The organism is Arenimonas oryziterrae DSM 21050 = YC6267, assembly GCF_000420545.1.
GTDB lineage: Bacteria > Pseudomonadota > Gammaproteobacteria > Xanthomonadales > Xanthomonadaceae > Arenimonas > Arenimonas oryziterrae.
In genome coordinates, this window is sequence record NZ_ATVD01000001.1 from 398,102 (window position 1) to 423,561 (window position 25,460).

Annotated in this window: 27 protein-coding genes; 14 read left to right on the forward strand and 13 right to left on the reverse strand. The window is 66.0% G+C overall.

What is annotated here, in order from left to right:
* Positions 1-37: 37 nt before the first annotated feature.
* The 9 genes from G467_RS0101980 to putP form a co-directional block, all read right to left on the reverse strand.
* Positions 38-802, reverse strand: a complete 765-nt coding sequence (locus G467_RS0101980; protein WP_022968051.1) for an outer membrane protein — start codon at positions 800-802, stop codon at positions 38-40.
* Positions 803-1,023: 221 nt separating this feature from the next.
* On the reverse strand, positions 1,024-2,316 hold the full coding sequence (locus G467_RS0101985) for an adenylosuccinate synthase (protein WP_022968052.1): 1,293 nt from the start codon (positions 2,314-2,316) through the stop codon (positions 1,024-1,026).
* 162 nt (positions 2,317-2,478) lie between these two features.
* Entirely contained in the window at positions 2,479-2,670 is a 192-nt protein-coding gene (locus G467_RS0101990) for a DUF2065 family protein (RefSeq protein ID WP_022968053.1), read from the reverse strand.
* Positions 2,671-2,673: 3 nt separating this feature from the next.
* The gene (gene hflC / locus G467_RS0101995) at positions 2,674-3,546 is read right to left on the reverse strand and encodes a protease modulator HflC (RefSeq protein ID WP_022968054.1); all 873 of its coding nucleotides are present in this window, start codon (positions 3,544-3,546) and stop codon (positions 2,674-2,676) included.
* Position 3,547: 1 nt separating this feature from the next.
* Positions 3,548-4,666: an FtsH protease activity modulator HflK gene (gene hflK, locus G467_RS0102000; RefSeq protein ID WP_022968055.1), complete on the reverse strand. Its 1,119-nt coding sequence runs from the start codon at positions 4,664-4,666 to the stop codon at positions 3,548-3,550.
* A 35-nt stretch (positions 4,667-4,701) separates the two neighbouring features.
* Positions 4,702-6,027, reverse strand: a complete 1,326-nt coding sequence (gene hflX, locus G467_RS0102005; protein ID WP_022968056.1) for a ribosome rescue GTPase HflX — start codon at positions 6,025-6,027, stop codon at positions 4,702-4,704.
* Between the two features lie 3 nt (positions 6,028-6,030).
* Positions 6,031-6,309, reverse strand: coding sequence for an RNA chaperone Hfq (gene hfq, locus G467_RS0102010; protein ID WP_022968057.1), 279 nt, complete (start codon positions 6,307-6,309; stop codon positions 6,031-6,033).
* A 100-nt stretch (positions 6,310-6,409) separates the two neighbouring features.
* On the reverse strand, positions 6,410-7,348 hold the full coding sequence (gene miaA, locus G467_RS0102015) for a tRNA (adenosine(37)-N6)-dimethylallyltransferase MiaA (RefSeq protein WP_022968058.1): 939 nt from the start codon (positions 7,346-7,348) through the stop codon (positions 6,410-6,412).
* A gap of 3 nt (positions 7,349-7,351) precedes the next feature.
* Positions 7,352-8,836, reverse strand: coding sequence for a sodium/proline symporter PutP (gene putP, locus G467_RS0102020; protein WP_022968059.1), 1,485 nt, complete (start codon positions 8,834-8,836; stop codon positions 7,352-7,354).
* A gap of 83 nt (positions 8,837-8,919) precedes the next feature.
* Here putP and G467_RS0102025 point away from each other — a divergent pair, with 83 nt between their 5' ends.
* Positions 8,920-9,996 (forward strand): alkane 1-monooxygenase, encoded by a 1,077-nt coding sequence (locus G467_RS0102025; RefSeq protein WP_022968060.1) that lies wholly within the window; start codon positions 8,920-8,922, stop codon positions 9,994-9,996.
* 18 nt (positions 9,997-10,014) lie between these two features.
* Here the strand turns inward: G467_RS0102025 and folP are convergent, their stop codons facing one another.
* The 4 genes from folP to rlmE all read right to left on the reverse strand — a co-directional run bounded on the left by folP (position 10,015) and on the right by rlmE (position 13,722).
* Positions 10,015-10,914 (reverse strand): dihydropteroate synthase, encoded by a 900-nt coding sequence (folP, locus tag G467_RS0102030; RefSeq protein WP_022968061.1) that lies wholly within the window; start codon positions 10,912-10,914, stop codon positions 10,015-10,017.
* A 1-nt stretch (position 10,915) separates the two neighbouring features.
* The gene (locus tag G467_RS18140; protein WP_022968062.1) at positions 10,916-11,074 is read right to left on the reverse strand and encodes a hypothetical protein; all 159 of its coding nucleotides are present in this window, start codon (positions 11,072-11,074) and stop codon (positions 10,916-10,918) included.
* A 95-nt stretch (positions 11,075-11,169) separates the two neighbouring features.
* On the reverse strand, positions 11,170-13,086 hold the full coding sequence (gene ftsH / locus G467_RS0102040) for an ATP-dependent zinc metalloprotease FtsH (RefSeq protein WP_022968063.1): 1,917 nt from the start codon (positions 13,084-13,086) through the stop codon (positions 11,170-11,172).
* Positions 13,087-13,101: 15 nt separating this feature from the next.
* Entirely contained in the window at positions 13,102-13,722 is a 621-nt protein-coding gene (rlmE, locus tag G467_RS0102045; protein WP_026802277.1) for a 23S rRNA (uridine(2552)-2'-O)-methyltransferase RlmE, read from the reverse strand.
* Positions 13,723-13,793: 71 nt separating this feature from the next.
* Between rlmE and yhbY the strand changes: the two genes are divergently transcribed.
* The 13 genes from yhbY (at position 13,794) to bamA (ending at position 25,454) form a co-directional block, all read left to right on the forward strand.
* The gene (gene yhbY / locus G467_RS0102050; protein WP_022968065.1) at positions 13,794-14,099 is read left to right on the forward strand and encodes a ribosome assembly RNA-binding protein YhbY; all 306 of its coding nucleotides are present in this window, start codon (positions 13,794-13,796) and stop codon (positions 14,097-14,099) included.
* 5 nt (positions 14,100-14,104) lie between these two features.
* Positions 14,105-14,473 (forward strand): Mth938-like domain-containing protein, encoded by a 369-nt coding sequence (locus tag G467_RS0102055; RefSeq protein WP_022968066.1) that lies wholly within the window; start codon positions 14,105-14,107, stop codon positions 14,471-14,473.
* 93 nt (positions 14,474-14,566) lie between these two features.
* Entirely contained in the window at positions 14,567-14,956 is a 390-nt protein-coding gene (locus tag G467_RS15035) for a cupin domain-containing protein (RefSeq protein ID WP_022968067.1), read from the forward strand.
* A gap of 10 nt (positions 14,957-14,966) precedes the next feature.
* Positions 14,967-15,971 carry a methionine ABC transporter ATP-binding protein gene (locus G467_RS0102065; RefSeq protein ID WP_022968068.1) on the forward strand — a complete coding sequence of 335 codons (1,005 nt, stop codon included), beginning with the start codon at positions 14,967-14,969 and terminating at the stop codon, positions 15,969-15,971.
* On the forward strand, positions 15,971-16,639 hold the full coding sequence (locus G467_RS0102070; RefSeq protein ID WP_022968069.1) for a methionine ABC transporter permease: 669 nt from the start codon (positions 15,971-15,973) through the stop codon (positions 16,637-16,639). The genes G467_RS0102065 and G467_RS0102070 overlap by 1 nt, the downstream gene beginning before the upstream one ends.
* Before the next feature lie 30 nt (positions 16,640-16,669).
* A complete protein-coding gene (locus G467_RS0102075; RefSeq protein ID WP_022968070.1) occupies positions 16,670-17,473 on the forward strand; it encodes a MetQ/NlpA family ABC transporter substrate-binding protein in 804 nt (267 codons plus the stop codon).
* A gap of 82 nt (positions 17,474-17,555) precedes the next feature.
* Positions 17,556-18,284, forward strand: a complete 729-nt coding sequence (gene pyrH / locus G467_RS0102080; RefSeq protein WP_022968071.1) for a UMP kinase — start codon at positions 17,556-17,558, stop codon at positions 18,282-18,284.
* 58 nt (positions 18,285-18,342) lie between these two features.
* Entirely contained in the window at positions 18,343-18,900 is a 558-nt protein-coding gene (gene frr, locus G467_RS0102085) for a ribosome recycling factor (protein WP_022968072.1), read from the forward strand.
* Positions 18,901-18,912: 12 nt separating this feature from the next.
* The gene (uppS, locus tag G467_RS0102090; protein WP_022968073.1) at positions 18,913-19,656 is read left to right on the forward strand and encodes a polyprenyl diphosphate synthase; all 744 of its coding nucleotides are present in this window, start codon (positions 18,913-18,915) and stop codon (positions 19,654-19,656) included.
* Positions 19,653-20,477 carry a phosphatidate cytidylyltransferase gene (locus G467_RS0102095; protein ID WP_022968074.1) on the forward strand — a complete coding sequence of 275 codons (825 nt, stop codon included), beginning with the start codon at positions 19,653-19,655 and terminating at the stop codon, positions 20,475-20,477. The genes uppS and G467_RS0102095 overlap by 4 nt, the downstream gene beginning before the upstream one ends.
* Positions 20,474-21,658, forward strand: coding sequence for a 1-deoxy-D-xylulose-5-phosphate reductoisomerase (locus G467_RS15040; RefSeq protein WP_022968075.1), 1,185 nt, complete (start codon positions 20,474-20,476; stop codon positions 21,656-21,658). The genes G467_RS0102095 and G467_RS15040 overlap by 4 nt, the downstream gene beginning before the upstream one ends.
* Positions 21,655-22,989: an RIP metalloprotease RseP gene (rseP, locus tag G467_RS0102105; protein ID WP_022968076.1), complete on the forward strand. Its 1,335-nt coding sequence runs from the start codon at positions 21,655-21,657 to the stop codon at positions 22,987-22,989. Before G467_RS15040 ends, rseP begins: the two co-directional genes overlap by 4 nt.
* A gap of 41 nt (positions 22,990-23,030) precedes the next feature.
* A complete protein-coding gene (bamA, locus tag G467_RS0102110; RefSeq protein WP_026802280.1) occupies positions 23,031-25,454 on the forward strand; it encodes an outer membrane protein assembly factor BamA in 2,424 nt (807 codons plus the stop codon).
* The last annotated feature ends 6 nt before the right edge of the window (positions 25,455-25,460 follow it).

Below are 25,460 nucleotides of genomic sequence, written 5' to 3' on the forward strand. Positions count from 1 at the left end.
CCGTTTCCGGGAGCTTTCGGGTGACAGCAGACGCGGATCAGAACCGGTAGTTGAAGCCGATGCGGAACACGTCCAGATCGAGACCGGCCGAGTGGTGGAACACATTGCTCGGGAACGGGGTGGCGATCGCGTTCAGGTTCGTGCTCGTGCCGGTGACCGTGCCGAAATCCGCACGCAGGTACTCGGCCTTGATCGACCACTGGTTCTTCAGGTCGTGCTCGTAGCCGAGGCCGTAGATGAAGGCGCCCTTGGTACGCGAACCCGAGAAGCTCTCGGTGGCGCTGGCGAAGGTGTCGGTGAAGGTGTCGCGCATTTCGATCTTGGTGCGCGCGTGACCGGCGGTGACGTAGAACAGCGACTGGTTGTGCGCATAGCCGAGGCGGAAACGGGCCGACATCAGGCGGCTGATCTCGGTGGTCTCGTTGACCGTGTACGCGGTCGGCGCGCAGCACGGATACGTGCCGGTGGCCGAGCGGGAATCGTCGCCGTTGAGCGAATTCACGTCGATCTCGAAGCCGAACACCATCGCGCCGTTCTGATGGTTATAGCCACCGGCCACGCCAAACGTGATGCCGTTGGGGTCGACGCTGCCGACGCTGGATGCCGCGATCGCGGGCGTGCTCGAGGCGGAGAAATAGCCGGTGGCGGAATAATCCGGCGAGACGATGCGGTCGGACGAACCGCGCGCATGGCCCAGATTGCCGCCGACGTAGAACCCGGACCAGTCTGTCGCCTGCGCGAAGGCGGCGCCGGACGCCACGGCGTAAAGCGCGATGGCCAGTGTGATCTGCCTGACATTCATTCCCGTTCTCTCCCTGAATTATTTATGGATGGCATGGCGCGAAGCGCGATGCCTGTCACGACTAGCGGGAAAAGAGCGGGAATGCGGACAGCGCACCCTCACGCCGGCCCTCCCCCGCAAGCGGGGGAGGGAGTCAACTGTTGCGGCGAGAGTTGAACATGCGCCCTTCTCCCCACCGGGGAGAAGGTGCCCGCAGGGCGGATGAGGGCCGCTTCTAAGACTTACGCAAACGGATCGCGCAGGATCATCGTCGACTCGCGGCCCGGGCCGGTCGACACGATCGCCAGCGGGCAGCCGACCAGTTCCTCGAGCGCGCGCAGGTAGGCACGTGCGGCCGGCGGCAGTTTTTCCCACTCGGTGATACCCGCGGTGGATTCGTTCCAGCCCGGGAATTCGAGATAGACCGGCTCGCACTCGTTCCAGCCGGCGGCGTCGAGCGGCGCGTATTCGGTGCGCTTGCCGCGGTACTGATACGCGATGCACAACTTCAGCGACGGCATGCCGTCGAGAATGTCGAGTTTGGTGATGCACAGGCCGCTGATGCCGTTGATCGCGACGGCGCGTTTGAGCGCGACGATGTCGATCCAGCCGCAGCGACGCGGACGGCCGGTGGTCGCGCCGAACTCGGCGCCCTTCTGGCGGATCATCTCGCCGGTTTCGTCGGTGAGTTCGGTCGGGAACGGGCCGCCGCCGACGCGCGTCGCGTAGGCCTTGGCGATGCCGAGCACGTAGTCGATCGAATCTGCGCCGACGCCGGTGCCGGCGAGCGCGCCGCCGACCGTGGTGTTGGACGAGGTCACGTACGGATAGGTGCCGTGGTCGATGTCGAGCAGCGAACCCTGGGCGCCTTCGAACAGCACGCGCTTGCCCTGCTTGCGCAAGTCATGAAGGATGCCGGCGACGTCGGACACCATCGGCTTGACGTAGGCGCCGAATTCCAGTGCTTCGTCGAGCGTCTTCTGGAAGTCGATCGCTTCCACGCCCAGATATTTGGTCAAGACGAAGTTGTGGTAATCGAGCACCGTGCGCAGTTTTTCCGCGAGCTCGACCGGGTACTGCAGGTCGGCGACGCGCACGCCGCGACGCGCGACCTTGTCCTCGTACGCCGGACCGATGCCGCGGCCTGTGGTGCCGATGGCCTGGCCGCCGGCGGCTTTCTCGCGGGCCTGATCGAGGGCGATGTGGTACGGCATGATCAGCGGTGTCGCCGGGCTGATCTTCAGGCGCGAACGCACGTCGACGCCGGTGGCCTCGAGTTCGCCAATTTCCTTCTTCAGCGCGGCCGGGCTGAGCACGACGCCGTTGCCGATCAGGCACAACGCGTCTTCGCGCAGGATGCCGGACGGAATCAGGTGCAGGACGGTCTTCTTGCCGTTGATGACCAGGGTATGGCCGGCGTTGTGGCCGCCCTGGAAACGCACGACCGCGCCGATTTCCTCGGTGAGCAGGTCGACGATCTTGCCCTTGCCCTCATCGCCCCACTGCGCGCCCAACACTACGACTGACTGACCCATGGCTGACACTCCACAAAGCAAAAGAAATCGTTGGGGCGACGACGGCGCGACGGCACGGAAATTCCGGACCGCAGACGCAGAAAAAGCCGGAGGTCGCCCCGGCTTTGGGAAATTATACGCGCCCTTGAGGGGGCCTGTGGCGGGTCCGGGGGCCGGGGTCGCTCAGCCGCCCCGGACCAGGTAGAGGGCGACCAGGCCCACCACGACCATGCCCCCGCCGATGCCGCGCAGGCGGGCGGCGGGCTGGGCGGACAGCTCGGCGATCGCCCGTTTCCAGGCCTCGGGGGCCACGAACAGCAGCAGGCCCTCGATCAGCAGTACCAGGCACAGGGCGGCAAGCAGGTCCGCCGACACCGCTTATTTCCCGTCGTTGCGGAAATAGCGCAGGAACTCCGAGTCGGGGTCGAGCACCATCGTCGTCTTGCCGTCGGCCAGCGAATTCCGGTAGGCCTCGAGACTGCGATAGAACGCATAGAACTCGGCGTCCTGACCGTAGGCCGCGGCACCGAGCTCGGCGGCACGGGCATCGCCCTCACCACGCAGGATCTGCGCTTCGCGCTCGGCGTCCGCCAGGATGACCTGGCTGGCGCGATCGGCTTCGGCGCTGATCGCTTCGCCGCCCTGCTTGCCTTCGGCACGCAGCTGGTTGGCGACGCGCGTGCGTTCGGCGCGCATGCGGTTGAACACCGACTTCAGGATCTCGCTGTCCTGCGGCAGGTTGATGCGCTTGATGCGCACGTCGATGACCTCGACGCCCAGCGTGGCCGCGGCCACGTTGATGTTCGCCAGCAGGCGATGGGTCAGGTCCGAGCGGCTGCTGGACACGACTTCCTGCAAGGCGAGCTGGTTGATCTCGTTGTTGAGCGCGTTCTTGACGATCGGCGCCAGACGGTCCTTCGCCGCCTTCTCGTCGCCGCCGCTGGCGGCGCGATAGAACGTGGTGACGTTCTTGATGCGCCACTTCACGAAGAAGTCGACTTCGACGTCCTTCTTCTCGCGGGTCAGGTAGCGTTCCGGCGCGTCATCGAGCGTAAGGATGCGGCGATCGAACTTGCGCACTTCCTCGACCATCGGCCATTTGAAATGCAGGCCCGGCTTGAGATCGCTGCGCACGACCTTGCCCAGGTTGAGCACGAGCGCGGTCTGGCTTTCGTTGACGATGAACACCGAGCTCATCGCCAGGATCAGCGCGATCAGACCGAGAATCAGATACGTGGTGAGATTGCGCATGTCAGCGGACTCCCTCGCGGCCGGCCGGGCGCGCGGGGCGCAGGCTGGCGGCGTCATTGCTGTCGGCCGGATCGGGGGTCGCTTTCACGCCCGGGAGTTGGGTCACCGGCGGCATCGGCGCCGTGCCATTCGCGCCGTTGAGCGGCAGGTACAGGATGTTGTTGTCGCGGCCGGCCAGCACCTTGGGATTGTTGGCGAGCACCGCCTGCATGGTTTCCAGGTACAGGCGCTTGCGCGTGACTTCCGGCGCCTTGCGGTATTCGTCGGCGAGCAGGCGGAAGCGCTTGGTGTCGCCCTCGGCCTTGGCGATGATCGCAGCCCGGTAGCCTTCGGACTCGGCCTTGATGCGCGCGGCGGCGCCGCGCGCTTCCGGCACGATGCGGCTGGCGTAGGCCTTGGCTTCGCTCTCGATGCGGTTCTTGTCTTCGCGCGCGCTGATCGCGTCGTCGAAGACCTGCTGAACTTCTTCCGGCGGACGCGCACCCTTCATGTTGAACTGGGTGACGACCAGGCCGGTGCTGTACATGTCGAGCGCGGCCTGCAGATGGCTCGCGGCGACCTTGTTCATCGGGCCGCGTTCGAACAGCACCGCGTCCATGGTGTTGTTGCCGACGACTTCGCGCACGGCGCTCTCGGCGGCATTGCGCAGCGTGTCCAGTCCCTGCGGTACGCCGTTGGCGACCGCGTCGTCGCGGAAACCGTACAGGGCCAGGCGCGGATTGCCGATGCGGTACTGCACGTTGAACTTGATGTTGACGATGTTCTCGTCCTTGGTCAGCACGCGCACTTCGTCCTCGAGCGTCTCGACCTTGGTCGCGTCGACGATCGTCGCGGTCTCGATCGGCCAGGGCCATTTGAAGTTCGCGCCGGGCGTCATGATGCGATTGAACGCACCGAAACGCAGGACGACGCCGCGCTGGCGTTCGTCGATGAGCTTGAAGCTGTTGAAGACCAGGAACAGCAGGATCAGGGGCAGGATCCAGGTCAGCGGGTTGGCGCCGCCGCTGCCGCCACCGCCGAACGCATCGCGCAGACGCTGCAGAAAGCCGTCGAGCGCATTACCCGAGCCCTTGCCGCGCCACGGGTCTTGATTGCCCTTACCGGGCTGATTCCAGGCCATGCTTGCTCCATCGCGAGGCGCTCAGCGCCGTCGCATCAGTCGTTGTCAGGATTGTAGGTAGGGGCGGCGGGGGTCACAAGCAAGGGGGCGAGCACATGTCCGCCCGCTTCCGAGGCCAGGCGCTCGGCCGTGGCCAGGGGCAGATCGATGCTCAGACGCCAGCCCAGCTCGTCGACGGACTCGCCGCGGACGGCATCGAGCGCATGCAGGCGCGAACGCAATCGGCCCTGGTCCGGCGCCAGGTGCAGTTCGGCGATCAGACGCCGGTCGGCAAAGCGCAGGGTCAACGCCGCCTTGAGCAGATCGAAACCCGCGCCGGTTTTCGCCGACAGCCACAGGCGCTCGCGGCCGCTGATGGTCGGATCGTGGCGCGGGGCGACGTCCTCGAGACGGTCGATCTTGTTGTAGACCAGGATCTGCGGAATGTCGCCGGCACCGATTTCCTCGAGCACCGCGTCGACCTGGCCGATGCGTTCTTCGCGGGCTTCGTCGGCGGCGTCGACGATATGCAGCAGCAGATCGGCCTCGCGCGCTTCGGCCAGCGTCGAGCGGAAGGCGGCGACGAGCTCGTGCGGCAGGTCGCGCACGAAGCCGACGGTATCGGATAGCACGAGCGAGCTGCCCTGCCCGTCCATGCGGCGCACGGTCGGATCGAGCGTGGCGAACAGTTTGTCGGCGGCGTACACCTCCGACCCGGTCAGCGCATTGAACAGCGTCGACTTGCCGGCATTGGTGTAGCCGACCAGGGCGACGCGTGGAATGGCATTGCGGATGCGCGCGCGGCGCATCTGCACGCGCTGAACCTCGACTTTGTCGAGCCGCGCTTCGAGTTGATCGCGACGCTTCTGCAACAGCCGCCGATCGGTTTCCAGATGCGTTTCACCCGGACCACGCAGGCCGATGGAACCGCCGCGCTGGCTGTCCAGACGCGCCGCCGAACCCTGGATCAGGCGCGCGGACAAATGCTTGAGCTGCGCGAGTTCGACCTGCAGCTTGCCTTCATGCGAGACGGCACGCTGCGCGAAGATGTCGAGGATCAGGCCGGTGCGATCGACCACGCGCCGATTGAGCGCCTTGGACAGATTGCGTTCCTGGCTTGGGCTCAGCGCATGGTTGAACAGGACGACATCGGCGTCGGTCGCCTCGCAGGCGGCGAGGATTTCCTCCACCTTGCCGCTGCCGACATAGGTCGACGGACTCGGACGCTCGATGCGCGCCGCGATGGTCGCGACCACGACGGCGCCGGCCGAGCGGGCCAGTTCGGAAAACTCCTCGATCAGCCCGGGGTCCTGCGGGCCCAGCGGATAGGGCTGGACCAGCAACGCTTTCTCACCCGGACGGGTGCGGTCGGTAGCGGTCAACGACTACTCGTCGCTCTCGTCGCTGGACTCGTCGTCGCCACCGGCCGACTGCACCGTGCCGCCACCCGGACCCACGCGCACATTGCGCGCCGGCACCACGGTGGAGATCGCGTGCTTGTAGACCATCTGGCTGACGGTGTTGCGCAGCAGGACGACGAACTGGTCGAAGCTTTCGATCGTGCCTTGCAGCTTGATGCCGTTGACCAGATAGATGGCGACCGGCACGCGCTCGCGGCGCAGGGCGTTCAGGAAGGGATCTTGCAGGGATTGACCTTTGGACATGAGGACTCCTTTTTCTTTTTATGGCGCACCAGACGGTGCGATGCGCGGCCAATGGGTCCAGGCCGCTAAAACTGCCCTCTCACTTTACATGCCCGGACGGTCACGGGCGAGTGACGAATTGCACTAGCGCGGCATCGAGTTCGTGCCGCTGTGTCTGCGGGTCCAGCCAGCGGGCGTCGTGTTCGGAACGCAGCCAGGTCAGCTGGCGCTTGGCCAGTTGCCGGGTCGCGGCGATGCCTTGCGCCCGGAACGTCGCGGCATCGGTGTCGCCGTCCAGATGGACCCAGGCCTGCCGGTAGCCGACCGCCCGGATCGCGGGCAGATCGGTGTGCAGGCGTGGATCCCGCCGCAGCGCCCGGACCTCGTCGAGAAAGCCGTCTGCCAACATCGCGTCGAAGCGCCGCTCGATGCGTTCGTGCAGCAGGCGGCGATCGGTCGGCGCCAGCACCAGACGCAGCACGCGGAACTCGAATGCGCGTCGTTGCGTCGCCTGCTGCCAGGCGCTGATCGGCCGGCCGCTGACGCGGAAGACCTCGAGCGCGCGGGTGATGCGCTGCGGATCGCTGGCGTGGATGCGCGCGGCGGCAACCGGATCGACGGCGGCCAGTTCGGCATGCAGGGCGTCCCAGCCGCGCGACTGCGCCTCGGCAGCGAGCGTGGCGCGGATCGCCGGATCGGCTTCGGGCATGTCCGAGAGGCCGTCGAGCAAGGCGCGGAAATACAGACCGGTGCCGCCGACCAGCAAGGGCACCCGGCCCTGTCCAGCCAATGTCCGCATGACCGGCAAGGCCTCGGCGGCGAAATCGGCGGCGCTGTAACTGTCGTGCGGATCGCGGACGTCGATCAGGTGATGGCGGACGCGCGCCTGTTCGGCGCGCGTGGGCTTCGCCGCGCCGATATCCAGGCCGCGATATACGAGCGCCGAATCGACGCTGATGACCTCGGTGCCCAGACGCTCGGCCCAGTCGAGGGCGAGCGCCGTCTTGCCCGATGCGGTGGGGCCCATCAGCGCGATCGCCAGCGGGCGGGAATCGTGCATGGTTCAGCGGCCGGGACGCAGCTCGTCCTGGACCACGTCGAAGATCGCCTGTGCCTGCGGCGACGGCGGCTTGTCGAGCAGGCTGGTCACCAGGATCGCCAGGCTCGCAAGCACGAAGCCCGGCACCATTTCATACAGGCCGGTATCGAGCTGCTTCCAGACGATGACGGTGACGGCGCCGACCACGATGCCGGCCAGGGCGCCGTTGCGCGTGGTGCGTTTCCACATCAGCGAGAACAGCACCACCGGACCGAAGGCCGCGCCGAAACCGGCCCAGGCATAGCTGACCAGGCCGAGCACGCGGCTGTCGGGATCGGAGGCCATCCAGATCGCGAGCACCGAAATGAGCAGCACCGCCAGACGCCCCACCCACACCAGCTCGGTCTGGCCGGCATTGCGGCGCAGGAAGCCCTTGTAGAAATCCTCGGTCAGCGCGCTCGAGCACACCAGCAACTGGCAGCTGAGCGTGCTCATGATCGCGGCGAGAATCGCCGAGAGCAGGATGCCGGCGATCCACGGGTTGAACAGCAAGGTCGCCAGCGCGATGAACACGCGCTCGGGATTGCCGGCCATCATCGCTTTCTGTTCGGGATGCCCGGAGAAATACGCGATGCCGAAGAAACCCACCGCCATCGCACCGACCAGGCACAGCACCATCCAGGTCATGCCGATGCGACGCGCCGCGGTGATCGTCTGGTGCGTTTCCGCCGCCATGAAGCGCGCAAGGATATGTGGCTGTCCGAAATAGCCCAAACCCCAGGCCATCGCCGAGACCACGGCCAGCCAGCCGCCCGCACCGACCCACTGCAGATGTTTGGGATCGGCTTTCTCGATCAGCACCAGGCTCGGATCGAAACCGCCGCTGACATTGATCACCACGATCGGCGTGAGCACGAGCGCGAAAATCATCAGCGTCGCCTGCACGGTGTCGGTCCAGCTGACCGCGAGAAAGCCGCCGACCAGGGTGTACAGGATCGTCGCCGCCGCGCCCCACCACAGCGCCTGCGCGTAGGGCACGTCGAACACGCTTTCGAACAGGCGCGCGCCGGCGACGATGCCCGAGGCGCAATACACGGCGAAGAACACCAGGATCACCAGCGCCGAGATCACCCGCAGCACCTTGCTGCGGTCTTCGAAGCGGTGCGTGAAATAGTCCGGCAAGGTCAGCGCGTTGTTGCTGCGTTCGGTGTACAGGCGCAGCGGCGCGGCGACGTATTTCCAGTTGCACCAGGCGCCGATGATCAGACCGATCGCGATCCACGATTCCGACAGGCCGGTCGCGTACAAGGCGCCCGGCAAGCCCAGCAGCAACCAGCCGCTCATGTCCGAGGCGCCGGCCGACATCGCGGTGACGAAACTGCCCAGCGATCGCCCGCCGAGAATGTAGTCGTCGAAACTGCGCGTGCTGTACCAGGCCGCAAAACCGATACCGACCATGCCGAGGATGTAGATCGCGAACGTGATGTGCAGCGGGGACAGATGGCTCATGGGATCGCATGCCGAAGTCGGGACCGGGCGAGCTTAACCCGTCGCGCTGTTGTCGGCACCGCCAGCAGGGGTATCCTGCGGCCATGACCCGATCCAAGGCGCTCGCGTTCCTGCTGGTATTCCTGGTGCCGCTGCAGATGCCGCTGGCGGCATGGCTCGCGGCGCGCACGGGCTGGACGAATGCGCTGGCCTGGTATCCCTTGTTTTTCCTGTTCGTGATGCTCCCGCTGGTCGACGTGCTGCTGGGCCACGATCCGGTCAACGTCGCGACCGAGGACGAAGCGCGCGTCGCCCGCCAGCGCTGGTTCCGGGCGCTCACCCTGTTCGCGGTGCCGGTACAACTGGCCTTGCTGGCCTGGTCGGGTCATTGGTTCGCGCACACGCCGCTCAATGCGCTCGGCATCGCCGGCTGGCTGCTGTCGCAGGGCGTGGTCGGCGGCATCCTGGCGATCAACACCGCGCACGAACTGATCCACAAGGACGCGCGCAGCGAACAATGGGCCGGCGGCATCCTGCTGGCGAGCGTCGGCTACCAGGGGTTCAAGATCGAACATCTGCGCGGCCATCACGTGCATGTATCGACACCCGAGGACGCGTCGAGTGCGCGCCTGGGTCAGTCGCTATGGCATTTCCTGCCGCGCGCGCTGTGGCGCAACACCCGCAACGCCTGGACCTTGGAGGCGCAGCGTCTGCGCAAGCTCGGCCGGTCGCCGATGTCCTGGCGCAATGAACTGATCGTCTGGACTGGCCTGTGGCTGGTCTTCGCCCTCGCCTTCGCACTGGCGCTTGGCGGCAAAGGGCTCGCATTTTTCCTGCTGCAGGGCCTGTTCGCCGCCGGCTCGCTGGAAATCATCAACTACATCGAGCACTACGGACTGGAACGGCGACGGCTGGAAGACGGGCGCTACGAACGCACGACGCATCTGCATTCGTGGAATTCGGATTTCGCGCTGTCCAATCTCATGCTGTTCCAACTGCAGCGGCACTCGGACCACCATGCGTTTCCGAAACGGCGCTACGCGATCCTGCGCCACCATGCCGATTCGCCGCAGCTGCCGGCCGGCTATTCGGCGATGTTCGTGCTTGCCCTGTGTCCGCCGCTCTGGCACCGGATCATCGATCCGCGCGTGGCCGCTTTCCGTCGCGCCGCCACCGCCTAGCCATTCGACGCGAGACGCTCAGTCCTCGTCGGGCCAACGGATCGCAGGTTTGCCGGTGGCGGTTTTCGCCGGCGTGATCGCCGCGACGGCTTGCCAGACCTTGAGCGCATCGGCCGTTGCCGCGACATCGTGCACGCGGAGGATCTTCGCGCCGTTCTGCGCGGCGATCAGCGCGGCGGCCACCGAGCCGTGAATCCGATCGGCCGGCGCCTCGCGACCGGTCAACTCGCCGATGCTGCGCTTGCGCGAGAGGCCGGCGAGCACGGGCACACCCAGTTCGACGAAACGCGCGAGCTGGGCGAGCAATTGCAGGTTGTGCTTGAGATTCTTGCCGAAGCCGAAGCCCGGATCGATCAGCAGGTTCTTCTTCGCGATGCCGGCCATCTCGCAGGCGAATAGCCGCTGGGTCAGGAAGCCGTGCACGTCGGCCACCACGTCGTCGTACTGCGGAGCGGCCTGCATGCTGCGCGGTTCGCCCTGCATGTGCATCAGGCAGACCGGGACGCCCAGCTCGGCGATCGCCTCCAGCGCACCGTCGCGACGCAGCGCGTAGACGTCGTTGACCAGACCCGCCCCCGCCGCCACCGCTGCACGCATGACTTCGGGCTTGGAGGTGTCAACGGAAATCGGCAGCGCGGTTTTTTTCGCGAGCTGCTCGATGACCGGAATCACCCGTCGCAGCTCTTCGTCCCAGGGCACGGCGTCCGCGCCCGGCCGCGTAGATTCCCCGCCGATGTCCAGGATGTCCGCCCCTTCGTCCGCCAACCGCAACGCGTGCGCGACGGCTGCCTCGACGGAGTCGAACGCGCCGCCGTCGGAGAACGAATCGGGCGTGACATTGACGATACCCATGAGGCGGGGTCGATCGAGGAGCAGTTTGCGTCCGGCGCAGTCGAGCGAAGGAGTCGTGTCGAACATGTCAGGCCTTGGGTCGGGAGAGTCCATGCAACAACGAACCGACGCCGGCACCGATGCCAACGCCAAGCGCGAGATTGTCGAATGCTATACCGAGCGCGACGCCGACACCCATCGCCAACGCGAGCCAGGGACGATTGTCCTTGCAGAGGTTCTTGAACACGGTCTCTCTCCTCAGATGCCGCGCGGTGTGGCGGCCACATGAAAAAGGACGGCCGAAGCCGTCCTTTGTGACCTTGCCATCGAGAGAACCCGGCATCAGACCTGCGGCGCGGGACCCCCGAGGGTGCCGGCGGCCGGGCCGATATCGTCCTTGGACGTGCGGCCGGCCTTGACCCAGTCGGCCGGCGGACCCGGACGACGGCCTTCCATGATCGCGTCGATCTGCGTGGCATCGATGGTTTCGTAGGTCAGCAGGGCCTCGGCCATGATGTGCAGCTTGTCCAGGTTGTCGCGCAGGATTTCCGTCGTGCGGCGATACGCGCGATCGAGGATGCCGCGCACGACTTCGTCGATCTTGCGCGCGGTGTCGTCGGACACGCTCTTGCTCTGCGAGACCGAACGACCGAGGAAGACTTCCTCTTCTTCCTCACCGTAAGAGATCGGGCCCATTTCGTCCGACAGTCCCCACTTGGTGACCATGTTGCGCGCCATCTTGGTCGCGCGCTCGATGTCGTTGGACGCGCCGGTGGTGACCTTGTCGGCGCCGAAGATCAGTTCCTCGGCCACGCGACCACCGTAGAGCGAGCACAGCCGGCTCTCGATGTTTTCCTTGTTGTAGCTGTAGCGGTCGCCCTCGGGCAGATACATCGTCACGCCCAGCGCGCGGCCACGCGGAATGATCGTGACCTTGTAGACCGGATCGTGGTCGGGAACGATGCGGCCGACGATCGCATGGCCGGCCTCGTGATAGGCGGTGTTGCGCTTCTCGTCTTCGCTCATCGCCATCGAACGGCGTTCGGCGCCCATCATGATCTTGTCGCGCGCCTTGTCGAAATGCTCCATGCGCACGTCCTTGGCGTTCTCGCGCGCAGCGAACAGCGCCGCCTCGTTGACGAGATTGGCCAGGTCCGCACCGCTGAAGCCCGGCGTGCCGCGCGCGATCGTCATCGGCTCGACGTCTTTCTCCAGCGGCACCTTGCGCATGTGCACGCGCAGGATCTGCTCGCGGCCCTTCACGTCCGGCAGGTTGACCACGACCTGGCGGTCGAAGCGACCCGGGCGCAGCAAGGCCGGATCGAGCACGTCGGGACGATTGGTCGCGGCGATCACGATGACGCCTTCGCCGCCTTCGAAACCGTCCATCTCGACCAACAGCTGGTTCAGCGTCTGCTCGCGCTCGTCGTGACCACCGCCCAGACCGGCACCGCGATGACGACCGACCGCATCGATTTCATCGATGAAGATGATGCAGGGCGCGTGCTTCTTGGCCGTGTCGAACATGTCGCGCACGCGGCTGGCGCCGACACCGACGAACATCTCGACGAAATCGGAACCGGAAATGGAGAAGAACGGCACCTTGGCTTCGCCGGCGATCGCGCGCGCGAGCAGGGTCTTGCCGGTGCCGGGCGAGCCGACCATGAGCACCCCGCGCGGAATGCGGCCGCCGAGTTTCTGGAACTTGCCCGGATCGCGCAGGAATTCGACCAGTTCGCCGACTTCTTCTTTCGCCTCGTCGCAACCGGCGACATCGGCGAACGTGACCTTGACCTCGTTCTCGCCCTGCATCTTCGCGCGCGACTTGCCGAAGGTCATCGCACCGCGGCTGCCGCCCTGCTGCATCTGGCGGTACATGAAGAAGATGAAGCCGCCCAGCAGCAGGTAAGGCAGCAGACCGAACAGGATCTGCATGAAGGACGGGCCGGTCGCCGGCTTGTCCTGGATGATTTCCACCTTGTGGTGGACGAGCACATTGACCAGATCGCGATCGTACGGACCGAAGGCCACACCCTTGCTGCCGTCGGTGCGCTCGAACTTGAGCGCGGTCACGCTGCCGACGCTGCCTTCGGTGAATTCGACCTTCTTGATTCGGTCGGCGTCGATTTCGCCCAGGAACGTCGAATACGTCGTCTCCTGCGTGGGCGCAGAGAACTCGGGCGAGAACGCCTGATACGCGGTCATCAGGACCAGCAGCGCGACCAGCGTCACCAGCAAATTCTTCACCAAGTCGTTCATTGCCTTCCTTTTTCCTCAGCGCTTGCCAGTAGCCAACGCATAAACTTCGTTCGAGCGGCGACGCGAGGCCGCCGGCTTGCGGATGACCAACTTGGTGTAGCGGCGTCTCAGATCGAGCACATAGGCGTCGAAACCCTCGCCCTGGAACAGCTTGATCAGGAAGTTGCCGCCCGCCTTGAGGTGGGCATCGGCGAAATCGCGGGCCAGTTCGGACAGGTACATCGCCCGGGCCTGATCCACGGTATCCACCCCGGTCATATTGGGGGCCATGTCGGAAAGGACAAGGTCGACCGGCGCGCCTTGCAGCAGGGCCTCCAGCCTCGACAGTGCCTCTGCCTCTCTGAAATCGCCGTGAATGAAATCGACGCCCGCGATCGGCGGCATGTCGAGGATATCCATGGCCAGAACGCGGCCGCGATCGCCCAGGTCGCGGCGCACGACCTGCGACCAGCCACCGGGAGCGGCGCCCAGATCGACCACGGTCATGCCCGGCTTGAGCAACCGATCGCGCTCGATGAGCTCCTCGAGCTTGTAAGCCGCCCGCGAGCGCATGCCTTCGACCTGTGCCTTCTTCACGAAGGGGTCGGCGAAGTGCTCCTTGAGCCAGCGTTGGCTGCTCTTGCTGCGGGTGGCCATGGACGGATCGGGATCGGCGGATCGGGTGGTCATGATACCCTTTCGGCCCATCGATTCCCGGTCCAAACGTCATGTCCACCGCTCTTTCCAATGCCCAGAAACGCTACCTGCGCGGTCTCGCGCATGACCTCAAGCCGGTCATCCTGGTGGGCGCGAAGGGCGTGACGCCCGGCCTGATCGCCGAACTGGACCTGGCGCTGGAGCAGCACGAGCTGATCAAGGCCAAGGTCGCCGCCGAGGATCGCGAGACCCGCGACACCTGGATCGCCGAGCTCACCGAGCAGTCCGGCGCCGCGCTGGTCAACCGCATCGGCCACACCGCCGTGCTGTACCGCCGCAGCAAGGACAAGCCGCAGGTCATCCTTCCCAAGGGCTGAGCGGCATGCAGCTGACCCTGGAAAACCCCGATTTCCGCTATTTCCTGCGCGGCGTCGACGCCACGGGTGTCCTGGTCAACGACCGCCGCCTGGACCGCAGCTTCATCCTGGCGCCCAACGCCCTGATCGAGGACTGGCGACCGCGCGCGGTCGCCGACCTGCAGCCCGAGGACCTGGCGCCCCTGCTGGCGCTGAACCCGACCGTCGTCCTGCTGGGCAGCGGTGCGACCCTCGTATTCCCCAGCCCCGCCGTGCTCGCCGCCTGTCTCACGCAGGGCATCGGCATCGAGGTCATGGACAACGCCGCCGCCGCGCGCACCTTCAACGTGCTCGCCACCGAAGCGCGGCGCGTGGTCGCGGGTTTCCTGCTCTGACGTAACCTGTGGGAGCGCATCACAGCATTTCGTCCCGGCAACGCGCACCTATGTCGCGGATGGCTACCATGCACAGTCCCGCCGGAGCCTGACATGCCGCTGATCGCCATCGCCCATCACACCCCTGCCGACGAGCCGCTCGCGCTGGCGCCCGGCCGACTCATCGACGGCGACCCGCGTCAGGCACTCGCGAACCTGTATTCGGACGACAGCGGCCAGTTTCATTGCGGCGTCTGGCAGGCCGAGCCGGGCAGCTGGCGCGTGCGCTACAGCGAGCACGAGTTCTGCCACATCCTGGAAGGCAGGATCCGCATCATCGAAGACGGCGGCGAAGAGCGCCTCGTTGGCGCCAACGACAGCTTCGTCGTGCCGGCGGGGTTTTCCGGGGTCTGGCAGGTGCTGGAGAAGGCGCGAAAGATCTACGTGATCTTCGAGCGCCCTTCCGCGACGCAAGACTCCGTCGCATCCGCGCCGCCCGCCTGAGGCCCCGGTCTTGATCGAATTCCAGCAAGTCCACAAACGCTATCGTGTCGGACCCAATGAGGTCCCGGCCCTGCATCCGCTCGATCTGCGCATCGAGACCGGCGAAGTGTTCGGCATCATCGGCCACTCCGGCGCCGGCAAGTCGACGCTGCTGCGCCTGATCAATCTGCTCGAGCGCCCGAGCGGCGGTCGCGTGCTCATCGATGGCGAAGATGTCACCGCGCTCGACGACGAGCGCCTGCGCGCACTGCGTCGTCAAATCGGCATGATCTTCCAGCATTTCAATCTGCTGTCTTCGCGCACCGTCGCGGGCAACATCGCTTTTCCGCTCGAACTGGCCGGCACGCCGCGCGCCACCATCGCCGCGCGCGTCGCCGAACTCATCGAGCGCGTCGGCCTGGGCGACCAGGCGAACAAGTATCCGGCGCAATTGTCCGGGGGGCAGAAACAGCGCGTCGGTGTCGCCCGGGCGCTCGCCAGCGGTCCCAAGGTGCTGCTCTGCGACGAAGCCACGAGCGCGCTCGATCCGGAAACCACGCGCTCGGTGCTCGATCTGATCGCCGGCATCAATCGCGATCTCGGCCTGAGCATCGTGCTGATCACGCACGAAATGGACGTAATCCGCCGCATCTGCGACCGCGTCGCCGTGCTAGACGCCGGCCATCTGGTTGAAAGCGGCACCGTCGCCGACGTCTTCCTGCATCCGCAGCATCCGACGACGCGACGTTTCGTGTTCGAGGCCGAACATGTCGACGAAACCGAACAAAGCCACGATTTCGCCAGCGCACCCGGCCGCATCCTGCGCCTGACGTTTCGCGGCAATGCCACGTTTGCGCCGCTGCTGGGCCGCATCGCGCGCGAGACCGGCGTCGACTACAGCATCCTGTCCGGCCGCATCGACCGCATCAAGGACGTGCCCTACGGCCAGCTCACGCTTGCCCTCGTCGACGGCGACCTGGACGCGGCGCGTGCGCGCCTGCTCGCCGCCGGCGTCGATGTCGAGGAGTTGCGCTGATGCTCGCGTCCTGGTTCCCGAATGTCGACTGGGCCGAAATCGGCCAGGGCCTGCTCGACACGCTGACGATGCTGGGCGGCTCGCTGGTGCTGACGGCGCTGCTTGGTCTGCCGCTGGGCGTGCTGCTGTTCCTGACCAGCAAACGCCAGGCGCTCGAACAGCGTGGCTTCCATCTCGTACTGTCCTTGCTGGTGAACGTGCTGCGCTCGGTGCCCTTCATCATCCTCATGATCCTGCTCATCCCGCTGACGAAAGCGATCATGGGTACCTCGCTCGGCGTGGCCGGCGCGATCGTGCCCCTGGTCATCGGCACGGCGCCGTTCTACGCCCGCCTGGTCGAGACCGCCCTGCGCGAGATCGACCGCGGCATCATCGAGGCCAGCCAGGCCATGGGCGCGACGACCGGCCAGATCGTTAGCAAGGTGCTGCTGCCTGAGGCACTGCCTGGCCTCGTGGCCGGCCTGACCGTGACCGCGATCGCCCTGGTCTCGTACACCGCGATGGGCGGCACGATCGGTTCCGGCGGTCTCGGCGATCTGGCCTATCGTTACGGCTACCAGCGGAACCAGAATGACGTCACCTTCGTGACCGTGGTGCTGCTGCTCGTGCTCGTGCAGGTCCTGCAACTCGTCGGCGACCGCCTGGTCGTCGCCTTCAGCCGTCGCTGACCCCTCTACCGCCGTCTTCCGGAGCTCCCGATGAAATCCCCGTTTGCCTTCGCCGCCCTCGCCCTGTCCCTGCTGCTCGCCGCGTGCTCGGGCAAGGGCGATGCCGGGCCGCAGGCGCAGCGCCTGAGCGTGGCCGCGACCGCCGTGCCGCATGCCGAGATCCTCAAGTTCGTGCAGCCGATGCTGGCCAAACAGGGCGTCACCCTCGAAATCCGCGTGTTCAACGACTACATCCAGCCCAACGAGCAGGTCGCGCAGAAGCAGATCGACGTCAATTATTTCCAGACCGCGCCCTACTTGGGCGCGTTCAATCGCGACCACAAGACCGACCTCATCGAGGTCATTGGCGTGCACATCGAGCCGTTCGGCGGCTATTCGCAGCGTTTCAAGTCGCTGACCGATCTGCCGGTCGGTGCCGACGTGGTGATCCCCAGCGATCCGAGCAACAACAGCCGGGCCCTGATCCTGCTGCACAAGGCCGGCCTGATCACCCTGCGCGATCCGACCGACGCGCTGGCCACGCTCAAGGACATCACCGCCAATCCCAAGCAGCTGAAATTCCGCGAGCTGGAGGCGGCGATGCTGCCGCGCGTGCTCGACCAGGTCGACCTGGCGCTGATCAACACCAATTACGCGCTCGACGCGGGCCTGGATCCGACCCGGGACGCGCTGGTGATCGAGGACAGCAAGTCGCCGTACGTGAATTTCCTGGTCGCCCGCCCCGACAACAAGGACGATCCGCGCGTGCGCAAGCTCGCCTCCGCACTGACCAGCCCGGAGGTGCGCGAATTCATCCGCAGCAAGTACAAGGGTGCGGTGCTGCCGGCCTTCTGATCGGGCTTGCCGGCCCGGTCAATTCGCCCCGACCGGGCCCAGTCGGCTAAACTCCCGCTGTTTGCCCACGCTGGAGCCCCGCATGACCGACACGTCCATGAAGTACCGCCGCGTCCTGCTCAAGCTCTCCGGCGAGGCCCTGATGGGCAATGAGGACTACGGCATCGACCCGATCGTGATCAAGGCCCTGGCCGCCGAGATCATCGAGGTACAGAAGGCGGGCGTGCAGATCGGTCTGGTCATCGGCGGCGGCAACATCTTCCGCGGCGCCGGCCTGGCCGAAAGCGGCATGGACCGGGTCACCGGCGACCACATGGGCATGCTCGCGACCGTGATCAACGCCCTGGCCATGGCCGACGCGCTGGAAAAACTCGGCGCGTTCTCGCGCGTGATGAGCGCGATCAAGATCAACGAGGTCTGCGAGGACTACATCCGCCGCCGCGCCGTGCGCCATCTCGAGAAGGGCCGCATCGCGATCTTCGCCGCCGGCACCGGCAACCCGTTCTTCACCACCGACTCCGCCGCCGCGCTGCGCGCGACCGAAATCGGCGCCGAGTTGCTGCTCAAGGCGACCAAGGTCGACGGCATCTACGATTCGGACCCGAAGAAGAATCCGGGCGCCAAGCGCTACGAACAGCTCAGTTACGACGACGTGATCGCGCGCAACCTGCAGGTCATGGACACCGCCGCGTTCGCGCTGTGCCGCGACAACTCCATCCCGCTGCGCATCTACGACATGATGCAGCCCGGCGCCCTGATGCGGATCCTGCGCGGCGAGCCGCTGGGCACCCTGGTACACGCCAAGGCCTGATCCGAGCGTCGTCGCCCCCTATAATCCCTGCCATTCCAGACATTCCGCGGAGCCCGCGATGATCAACGACATCAAGAAAGACGCCACCATCCGCATGACCAAGAGCGTCGACGCGCTCAAGCACGAGCTGTCGCTGCTGCGTACCGGTCGTGCCAGCACGGCGATCGTCGACCACATCCGGGTCAACTACTACGGTTCCGACATGCCGCTGTCGCAGGTCGCCACGGTCGCAGTCACCGACGCGCGCACGCTGACGATCACGCCCTGGGAAAAGCCCATGGTCGCGGCCGTCGAGAAAGCCATCATGGCCTCGAACCTGGGCCTGACGCCGAATACCGCCGGCCAGGTCATCCGCATCAACCTGCCGCCGCTCACCGAAGAGCGCCGCAAGGAACTGACCAAGCACGTGCACCACGAAGGCGAAAACGCCAAGGTCGCGATCCGCAACGTGCGCCGCGATGCGATCCAGCACGTCAAGGAACTGCTCAAGGACAAGAAGACGACCGAGGACGAGACTCATCGCGCCGAGGACGAAATCCAGAAGCTCACCGACAAGTTCGTCAAGGATGTCGACGACACGGTGCGCGCCAAGGAGCAGGAACTGCTGGCGGTCTGAGGCGTCCGCCGCATGAATTCCCTTCCTTCCCGAAAGCCGCGCCACCTGGCCATCATCATGGACGGCAACGGGCGCTGGGCCGAACGCCGCAACCGTCCGCGCACCCTGGGCCATCGGGCCGGCGTGCGCGCGGTGCAGGTGTGCCTGGAGTTCTGCCTGAGCGAAGGCATCGAGGCGCTGACCTTGTTCGCGTTCTCGAGCGAGAACTGGAAACGCCCCGCCGAGGAAGTCGGCGCGCTGATGAAACTGTTCCTGCGCATGCTCGACCACGAAGTCGAGGAATTGCATCGCCGCGGCGCGCGCATCGTCTTCATCGGCGACCGCCGCGGCTTCGCGCCGATGATCCAGGAAAAGATGGCGCTGACCGAAGCACTGACCGCCGGCAACCGCGCGATCACGCTCAATATCGCCGCCGGCTACGGCGGCCGCTGGGACATCGCGCAGGCCGCACGCCGGCTCGCGGCCGAAGTCGCCGCCGGCACGCTGCTGCCCGAGCAGATCGACGAATCGCTGGTCGCCGCGCGCCTGTCGCTGGCCGACCAGCCCGAACCGGATCTGTTCATCCGCACCGGCGGTGATCTGCGCATTTCCAATTTCCTGCTGTGGCAACTGGCTTACACCGAGCTGTGGTTCACCGAAACCCTGTGGCCCGACCTCGATGTGACCACGCTGCGCCAGGCCGTCGATGATTTCTGCAACCGCGAGCGCCGTTTCGGCCTGACCAGCGCGCAGGTCCGCCCCGGAGACGCTGCATGAGCCGACGTACACGCATCCTCGCCGCCGTCGTGATGGCCCCCGTGGCCATCTGCGGTGTGCTCTTCCTGCCCACGCCCTGGCTCGCGCTGGCGATCGCCAGCCTGATGATGATCGGCCTGTGGGAATGGACCCTGCTCGCCGGCCTGACCGATCGCCTCGCGCGCATGGGCTACCTCGCCGCGAACGCCCTGCTCATGGCCGCCCTGATCTGGGGCTCGGGCCGCGGCCTGTTCACGCTCAAACTCGCCAGCGTGTTCGGCGCCGCCTGGTGGCTGCTCGTGCTGGCCTGGCTCGCGCGATTCGATTTCGCCGCCGCCGACAATGCCGGCAACCGCGCGCTGAAACTGCTCGCTGGCAGCCTGTGCATGATTCCGGCCTGGGCCGCGCTGTCCTGGCTGCATGCTTCCGCGCAGGGACCGGGCTGGGCGCTGTTCGCGATCGCGATCGCCTGGGCGGCCGACACCGGCGCGTATTTCGCCGGCGTGCGCTTCGGCAAGCGCAAGCTGGCGCCGCGCATCAGCCCCGGAAAGAGCTGGGAAGGCGTGGTCGGCGGATTCCTCACCGCGATCGCGCTGGCCGTCGCCGTGACCCCGGCGTTCGGGCTGCCGTGGTCGAAACTGCCCGCGATGCTGCTGCTGACCCTCGTCACCACGATTTTCTCGGTCGTCGGCGACCTGTTCGAAAGCCTGCTCAAGCGCCATGCCGGCGCCAAGGATTCGAGCGACCTCATTCCGGGCCACGGCGGCCTGCTCGATCGCGTCGACAGCCTGCTCGCCGTCCTGCCCGTGTTCGTGGTGGGCAAGGTATGGCTGGGACTTTGACCGCCCACCGACGCCGGATCGCGCTGCTCGGGGCCACGGGATCGATCGGCAGCTCGGCGCTGGACGTGATCGCGCGGCATCCGGACCGTTTCGAACTCGCCGCGCTGTCCGCGCATTCGCGCGTCGACGACCTGGTGGCGCTGTGCGAACGCTTCCGTCCTGCCGTGGCGGTGATTGCCAATGAGGCCGGCCATGCCGCCCTGCGCGACGGTCTCGCCGCGCGCGGCCTGGCGACCGAAGCACGCGCCGGCGAGGCGGCCCTCGACGCGATCGCCGCCGATCCCGACAGCGATACCGTCATCGCCGCGATCGTCGGTGCCGCCGGCGTGTCCTCGACCCTGGCTGCCGCGCGCGCGGGCAAGCGCCTGTTGCTGGCCAACAAGGAATCGGTGGTGCTCGCGGGCAGTGTGCTCATGCGCACCGCCGCAGCGCACGGCGCCTGTATCCTGCCGATCGACAGCGAACACAACGCGATTTTCCAGTGCCTGCCCGCCGATGGCGGCCGCGGCGGCGTGCGTCGTCTGCTGTTGACTGCGTCGGGTGGCCCGTTCCGCGGACGCTCCCGCGAGTCCCTGCGTCTCATCACGCCCGACGAAGCCTGCGCGCATCCGAACTGGGTCATGGGCCGCAAGATTTCGGTCGATTCGGCGACGCTGATGAACAAGGGCCTGGAAGTCATCGAGGCGCATCATCTGTTCGGCCTGCCGCCAGAGCGCATCGAGGTCGTGGTGCATCCGCAAAGCGTCATCCATTCCCTGGTCGACTATGTCGATGGCTCGGTGCTCGCGCAGTTGGGCAATCCCGATATGCGCACCGCCCTGGCCTACGGCCTGGCTTGGCCCGAGCGCATCGATTCGGGCGTGGCAGCGCTCGATTTGGCCGCGCTGGCGCGTTTCGATTTTTCCGCGCCCGATCCCGATGCCTTTCCCTGCCTCGGTCTGGCCTATGCCGCCCTGCGGGAAGGCGGAACCGCGCCAGCGATCCTCAATGCCGCCAACGAAGTCGCGGTTGCCGCTTTCCTCGCCGGTCGCCTGCCCTTCCTCGGCATCTCGGCGCTCATCGAAGCGACTCTCGCGACCGTGGCGGCGGAACCTGCGGACGATCTGGCTGTCCTACTCGCCACAGACGGCGAAGCACGCCGCAAGGCCGGGGAATTGTTGAGCAGGATGGCTACCGCATGACCGCGTTCCTCAGCGCGCTGTTCTGGTTCGTGGTGACGCTTGGCGTCCTCGTGACCTTCCATGAATTCGGCCATTTCTGGGTCGCGCGCCGCTGCGGCGTCAAGGTCGTGCGCTTCTCGGTCGGCTTCGGTCGCGCCCTGTGGTCGCGCAAGGCCAAGGACGGCACGGAATACCAGCTCGCGATGCTGCCGCTGGGCGGCTACGTAAAAATGCTCGACGAGCGCGAGGACGAGGTCGCGCCGGCCGACCGGGATGCCGCGTTCAACCGCCAGCACGTGCTCAAACGCATCGCGATCGTTTTGGCCGGCCCGATGGCCAATCTGATCCTGTGCGTGGCCCTGCTCTGGAGCGCCTACCTGATCGGCGTGCCCGAACTCGCCCCCGTGGTCGGCCAGACCCGGGGCATCGCCGCCGATTCGGGCCTGCGCGAGGGTGACCGCATCCTTCGCGTCGGCGACCAGGCGACGGGCAGCTGGGACGAGGTGATCACGCCCTTGTTCCTTGCGGCCGTCGACCGCCGGGCCCTGCCGCTGGAAGTCCGGGATGCCTCAGGTGTCGTGCACCAGCGCCGCCTCGCCCTGGACCGCCTGCCCGCCGATTTCGACCAGGCACGCCTGCTCGAGGTCATGGGCCTGATCCCCTCGGCCGCCCAGGACGGGCCGACCGTCGGCCTGGTACTGGACGGCAGCGCCGCGCGCGGCGTGCTCCTGCCCGGCGACGTGATCCTGAGCCTCAACGACCAGCCCATCGCCCGTTTCAGCGCGATCAAGCCCCTGATGCAGAAGTTTTCTGCGCAAGGCCAGCCGGTCCGGGTGGTCTACCGGCGCGGCGAGGCCGTCGCCCAGGCGACGATCAGCCCGAAACTGAGCGAAATCGAAGGCAAGTCGGTATGGTTGCTGGGTATCGGCCCGGTAACCCACGTCCAGGTGACGCGCTATGCCCTGCTCCCGGCCCTCCAGGCCGCGCTGCAGATGACCGGCATCAAGACGCGGGAAACGCTGGGCGTGCTGGCCCGACTGGTCAGCGGCAAGGCCTCGCCCAAGAACCTCTCCGGCGCCATCGGAATCGCCCAGGCGGCCAAGGCCGAGGCCAGCGGCGGGGCCGGAAGGCTGCTTTTGTTCATGGCCAGCCTGTCGCTGATGCTGTGCATTCTCAACCTGCTGCCCATCCCGGTCTTGGATGGGGGGCACCTGCTGTATTACCTTATCGAACTTGTTTCGGGTCGCCCGGTCAGTGAAAGCGTCATGGTTGCAGGTCAGTACGCCGGTCTGGCGGTATTGGCCGGATTGATCATCCTGGCCAACTTCAACGATCTGCTCCGGTCTTTCTAAAACCCTTCTCGGCGCCCTTGCGCCACCAATCTGGATTGATGATGACGCGCCCCACCGCACGCCGCCGCCTCTTGAGCCTCGCCCTCGCCGTTGCCCTGTCGGGTCCGGTCGCCGCACAGAATTTCGAGGCCTTCACGGTTTCGGACATCCGCGTCGACGGCCTGCAGCGCATCTCCGCCGGCACCGTCTTCACCTACCTGCCGGTGGAAAAAGGCGATGTCGTCGACCGCAACCGCTCCACCGAAGCGATTCGCGCGCTGTTCCGCACCGGCTTCTTCAGCGACGTCAAACTCGAGCGCCAGGGCGAAATCCTTGTCGTCACGGTTGTCGAGCGTCCCGCGATCAACACCATCAAGCTCGAGGGCAACAAGGAACTGAAGACCGACGAGGTGCTCAAGGGCCTCAAGGGCATCGGCCTGAGCGAAGGCGAAACCTACAACCCGCTCAACCTCGACCGCGTCACCCAGGAACTGACCCGCCAGTACAACAACCGCGGCAAGTACAGCGTCACGATCGAGCCCGTGGTCACCCAGCTCGACCGCAACCGCGTCGACCTGCTGATCCGCATCGTCGAAGGCAAGCCGGCCAAGATCCGCGACATCAACATCGTCGGCAACAACCTGTATCCGGACTCCGAGATCCAGGACGGTTGGGAATCGAGCACCAGCAACTGGCTGTCGTGGTATCGCAAGAACGACCAGTACTCGCGCGAGAAGCTGTCGGGCGACCTGGAAAAACTGTCCGACTTCTACCTCAATCGCGGCTTCGTCGACTTCAATGTCGAATCGACCCAGATCGCGATCAGTCCGACCAAAGAGGACATGTACATCACCGCCAACGTCAGCGAAGGCGAGAAGTACAAGATTTCCGAGGTCAAGGTGTCCGGCGACACGATCATTCCGGTCGAGCGCGTCGAACAGCTCGTGGTGGTCAAGCCGGGTCAGTTCTTCTCGCGCGCCCTGCTCGAGCTCACGACCGACTCCATCTCCACGATGCTGTCCAACATCGGCTACGCGTTTGCCGAAGTGAACCCGGTGCCGGAAATCAATCGCGAAGATCACACCGTCGCGCTGAATTTCGTGGTCAACCCCGGTCCGCGCGTGCAGGTCCGCCGCGTAATCTTCAAGGGCAACGTGTCCACGGCCGACGAAGTGCTGCGTCGCGAAATGCGCCAGTTCGAGAACACCTGGTACTCGCAGGCCGCGCTCGACCGCTCGAAGATCCGCCTGCAGCGTCTGGGCTTCTTCGAGACGGTGGAAGTGGAAACCCCGCAGGTCGCCGGCAAGAAAGACCAGGTCGACGTCGTCATCACGGTCAAGGAGCGCAACGCCGGCACCTTCGTGTTCGGCATCGGCTACTCGCAGCTGGGCGGCATCATCACCAGCGTGCAGCTGCAGCAGAACAATTTCCTCGGCACCGGCAACCGCTTCGGCATCGGCCTGTCCAAGAACGACTACTCGACCAGCCTCAACTTCTCCTACGTCGATCCGTACTTCACCGACGACGGCGTCAGCGTGGGCTACAACGTCAGCTACAGCGACTACGACCAGTCGACGACCTCGACCGCGCGCTACTCGGCCGGCAACGCCGCCGGCGAAGCCACGTTCGGCATCCCGCTGTCGGAAAACACCTCGGTCAGCTTCTCGCTGGGCATCTATCGCAACAAGATCACCACGACCGACAACGTCACGCCGCGGCAGATCACCGACTACCTGATCGAGACCCTCGGCGACCGTCAGCGTTACCCCGATTCGACCATCGTCTATGACGATGACGCGAACCCGGTGACGCCCGATGTCACCCTGGTCATCCCGGGCCCGAACCGCCAGTGGGTGGTCAATGCCTGGACGCTGAAGGCCGGCTGGGCGCTCGATACGCGCAACAGCTACATCTTCCCGAGCCGCGGCACGCTGCATCGCCTGAGCGGTGAAATCGCCCTGCCCGGCAGCGACCTGACCTACTACAGCATCAACTACTCGTTCGAGAACTATCGTCCGCTGGGTCGCTACCTGATCCTCAAGACCGGTCTGGAACTGGGCTATGGCGACAGCTACGGCGACACCGGCAATGCCGGCCTGCCGTTCTTCAAGAACTACTACGCCGGCGGCCCCGGCTCGGTGCGCGGTTTCGTGGCCAATACGCTCGGCCCGCTGGATACGACCTCGTACTACTACCGCGAACCGCAGCCGCTGGGCGGTCCGATCAAGACGATCGGCACGTTCGAGTTCTACTTCCCGCGCCTGCTCGACAGTCCGTCGGCGCGTCTGTCGACCTTCGTCGACTACGGCAACGTGTTCGACAACAACGATCGCTTCTCGCTGAGCAAGTTCCGCGTGACCGCGGGCGTTGCACTGCAGTGGCAGTCGCCGATGGGCCCGATCACGATCAGCTACGCGATGCCGATCCGCAAGGAAGACGGCGACCAGATCGAACGACTGCAGTTCACCTTCGGCCAGCAGTACTAAGCGCAC

Coding starts and splice junctions, on each gene's coding strand:
- G467_RS0101980 (WP_022968051.1), bottom strand. CDS start 802: ATGAATGTCAGGCAGATCACACTGGCCATCGCGCTTTACGCCGTGGCG.
- G467_RS0101985 (WP_022968052.1), bottom strand. CDS start 2,316: ATGGGTCAGTCAGTCGTAGTGTTGGGCGCGCAGTGGGGCGATGAGGGC.
- hflC (WP_022968054.1), bottom strand. CDS start 3,546: ATGCGCAATCTCACCACGTATCTGATTCTCGGTCTGATCGCGCTGATC.
- hflK (WP_022968055.1), bottom strand. CDS start 4,666: ATGGCCTGGAATCAGCCCGGTAAGGGCAATCAAGACCCGTGGCGCGGC.
- hfq (WP_022968057.1), bottom strand. CDS start 6,309: ATGTCCAAAGGTCAATCCCTGCAAGATCCCTTCCTGAACGCCCTGCGC.
- miaA (WP_022968058.1), bottom strand. CDS start 7,348: ATGCACGATTCCCGCCCGCTGGCGATCGCGCTGATGGGCCCCACCGCA.
- putP (WP_022968059.1), bottom strand. CDS start 8,836: ATGAGCCATCTGTCCCCGCTGCACATCACGTTCGCGATCTACATCCTC.
- G467_RS0102025 (WP_022968060.1), top strand. CDS start 8,920: ATGACCCGATCCAAGGCGCTCGCGTTCCTGCTGGTATTCCTGGTGCCG.
- folP (WP_022968061.1), bottom strand. CDS start 10,914: ATGTTCGACACGACTCCTTCGCTCGACTGCGCCGGACGCAAACTGCTC.
- ftsH (WP_022968063.1), bottom strand. CDS start 13,086: ATGAACGACTTGGTGAAGAATTTGCTGGTGACGCTGGTCGCGCTGCTG.
- rlmE (WP_026802277.1), bottom strand. CDS start 13,722: ATGGCCACCCGCAGCAAGAGCAGCCAACGCTGGCTCAAGGAGCACTTC.
- yhbY (WP_022968065.1), top strand. CDS start 13,794: ATGTCCACCGCTCTTTCCAATGCCCAGAAACGCTACCTGCGCGGTCTC.
- G467_RS0102055 (WP_022968066.1), top strand. CDS start 14,105: ATGCAGCTGACCCTGGAAAACCCCGATTTCCGCTATTTCCTGCGCGGC.
- G467_RS15035 (WP_022968067.1), top strand. CDS start 14,567: ATGCCGCTGATCGCCATCGCCCATCACACCCCTGCCGACGAGCCGCTC.
- G467_RS0102070 (WP_022968069.1), top strand. CDS start 15,971: ATGCTCGCGTCCTGGTTCCCGAATGTCGACTGGGCCGAAATCGGCCAG.
- G467_RS0102075 (WP_022968070.1), top strand. CDS start 16,670: ATGAAATCCCCGTTTGCCTTCGCCGCCCTCGCCCTGTCCCTGCTGCTC.
- pyrH (WP_022968071.1), top strand. CDS start 17,556: ATGACCGACACGTCCATGAAGTACCGCCGCGTCCTGCTCAAGCTCTCC.
- frr (WP_022968072.1), top strand. CDS start 18,343: ATGATCAACGACATCAAGAAAGACGCCACCATCCGCATGACCAAGAGC.
- uppS (WP_022968073.1), top strand. CDS start 18,913: ATGAATTCCCTTCCTTCCCGAAAGCCGCGCCACCTGGCCATCATCATG.
- G467_RS0102095 (WP_022968074.1), top strand. CDS start 19,653: ATGAGCCGACGTACACGCATCCTCGCCGCCGTCGTGATGGCCCCCGTG.
- rseP (WP_022968076.1), top strand. CDS start 21,655: ATGACCGCGTTCCTCAGCGCGCTGTTCTGGTTCGTGGTGACGCTTGGC.
- bamA (WP_026802280.1), top strand. CDS start 23,031: ATGACGCGCCCCACCGCACGCCGCCGCCTCTTGAGCCTCGCCCTCGCC.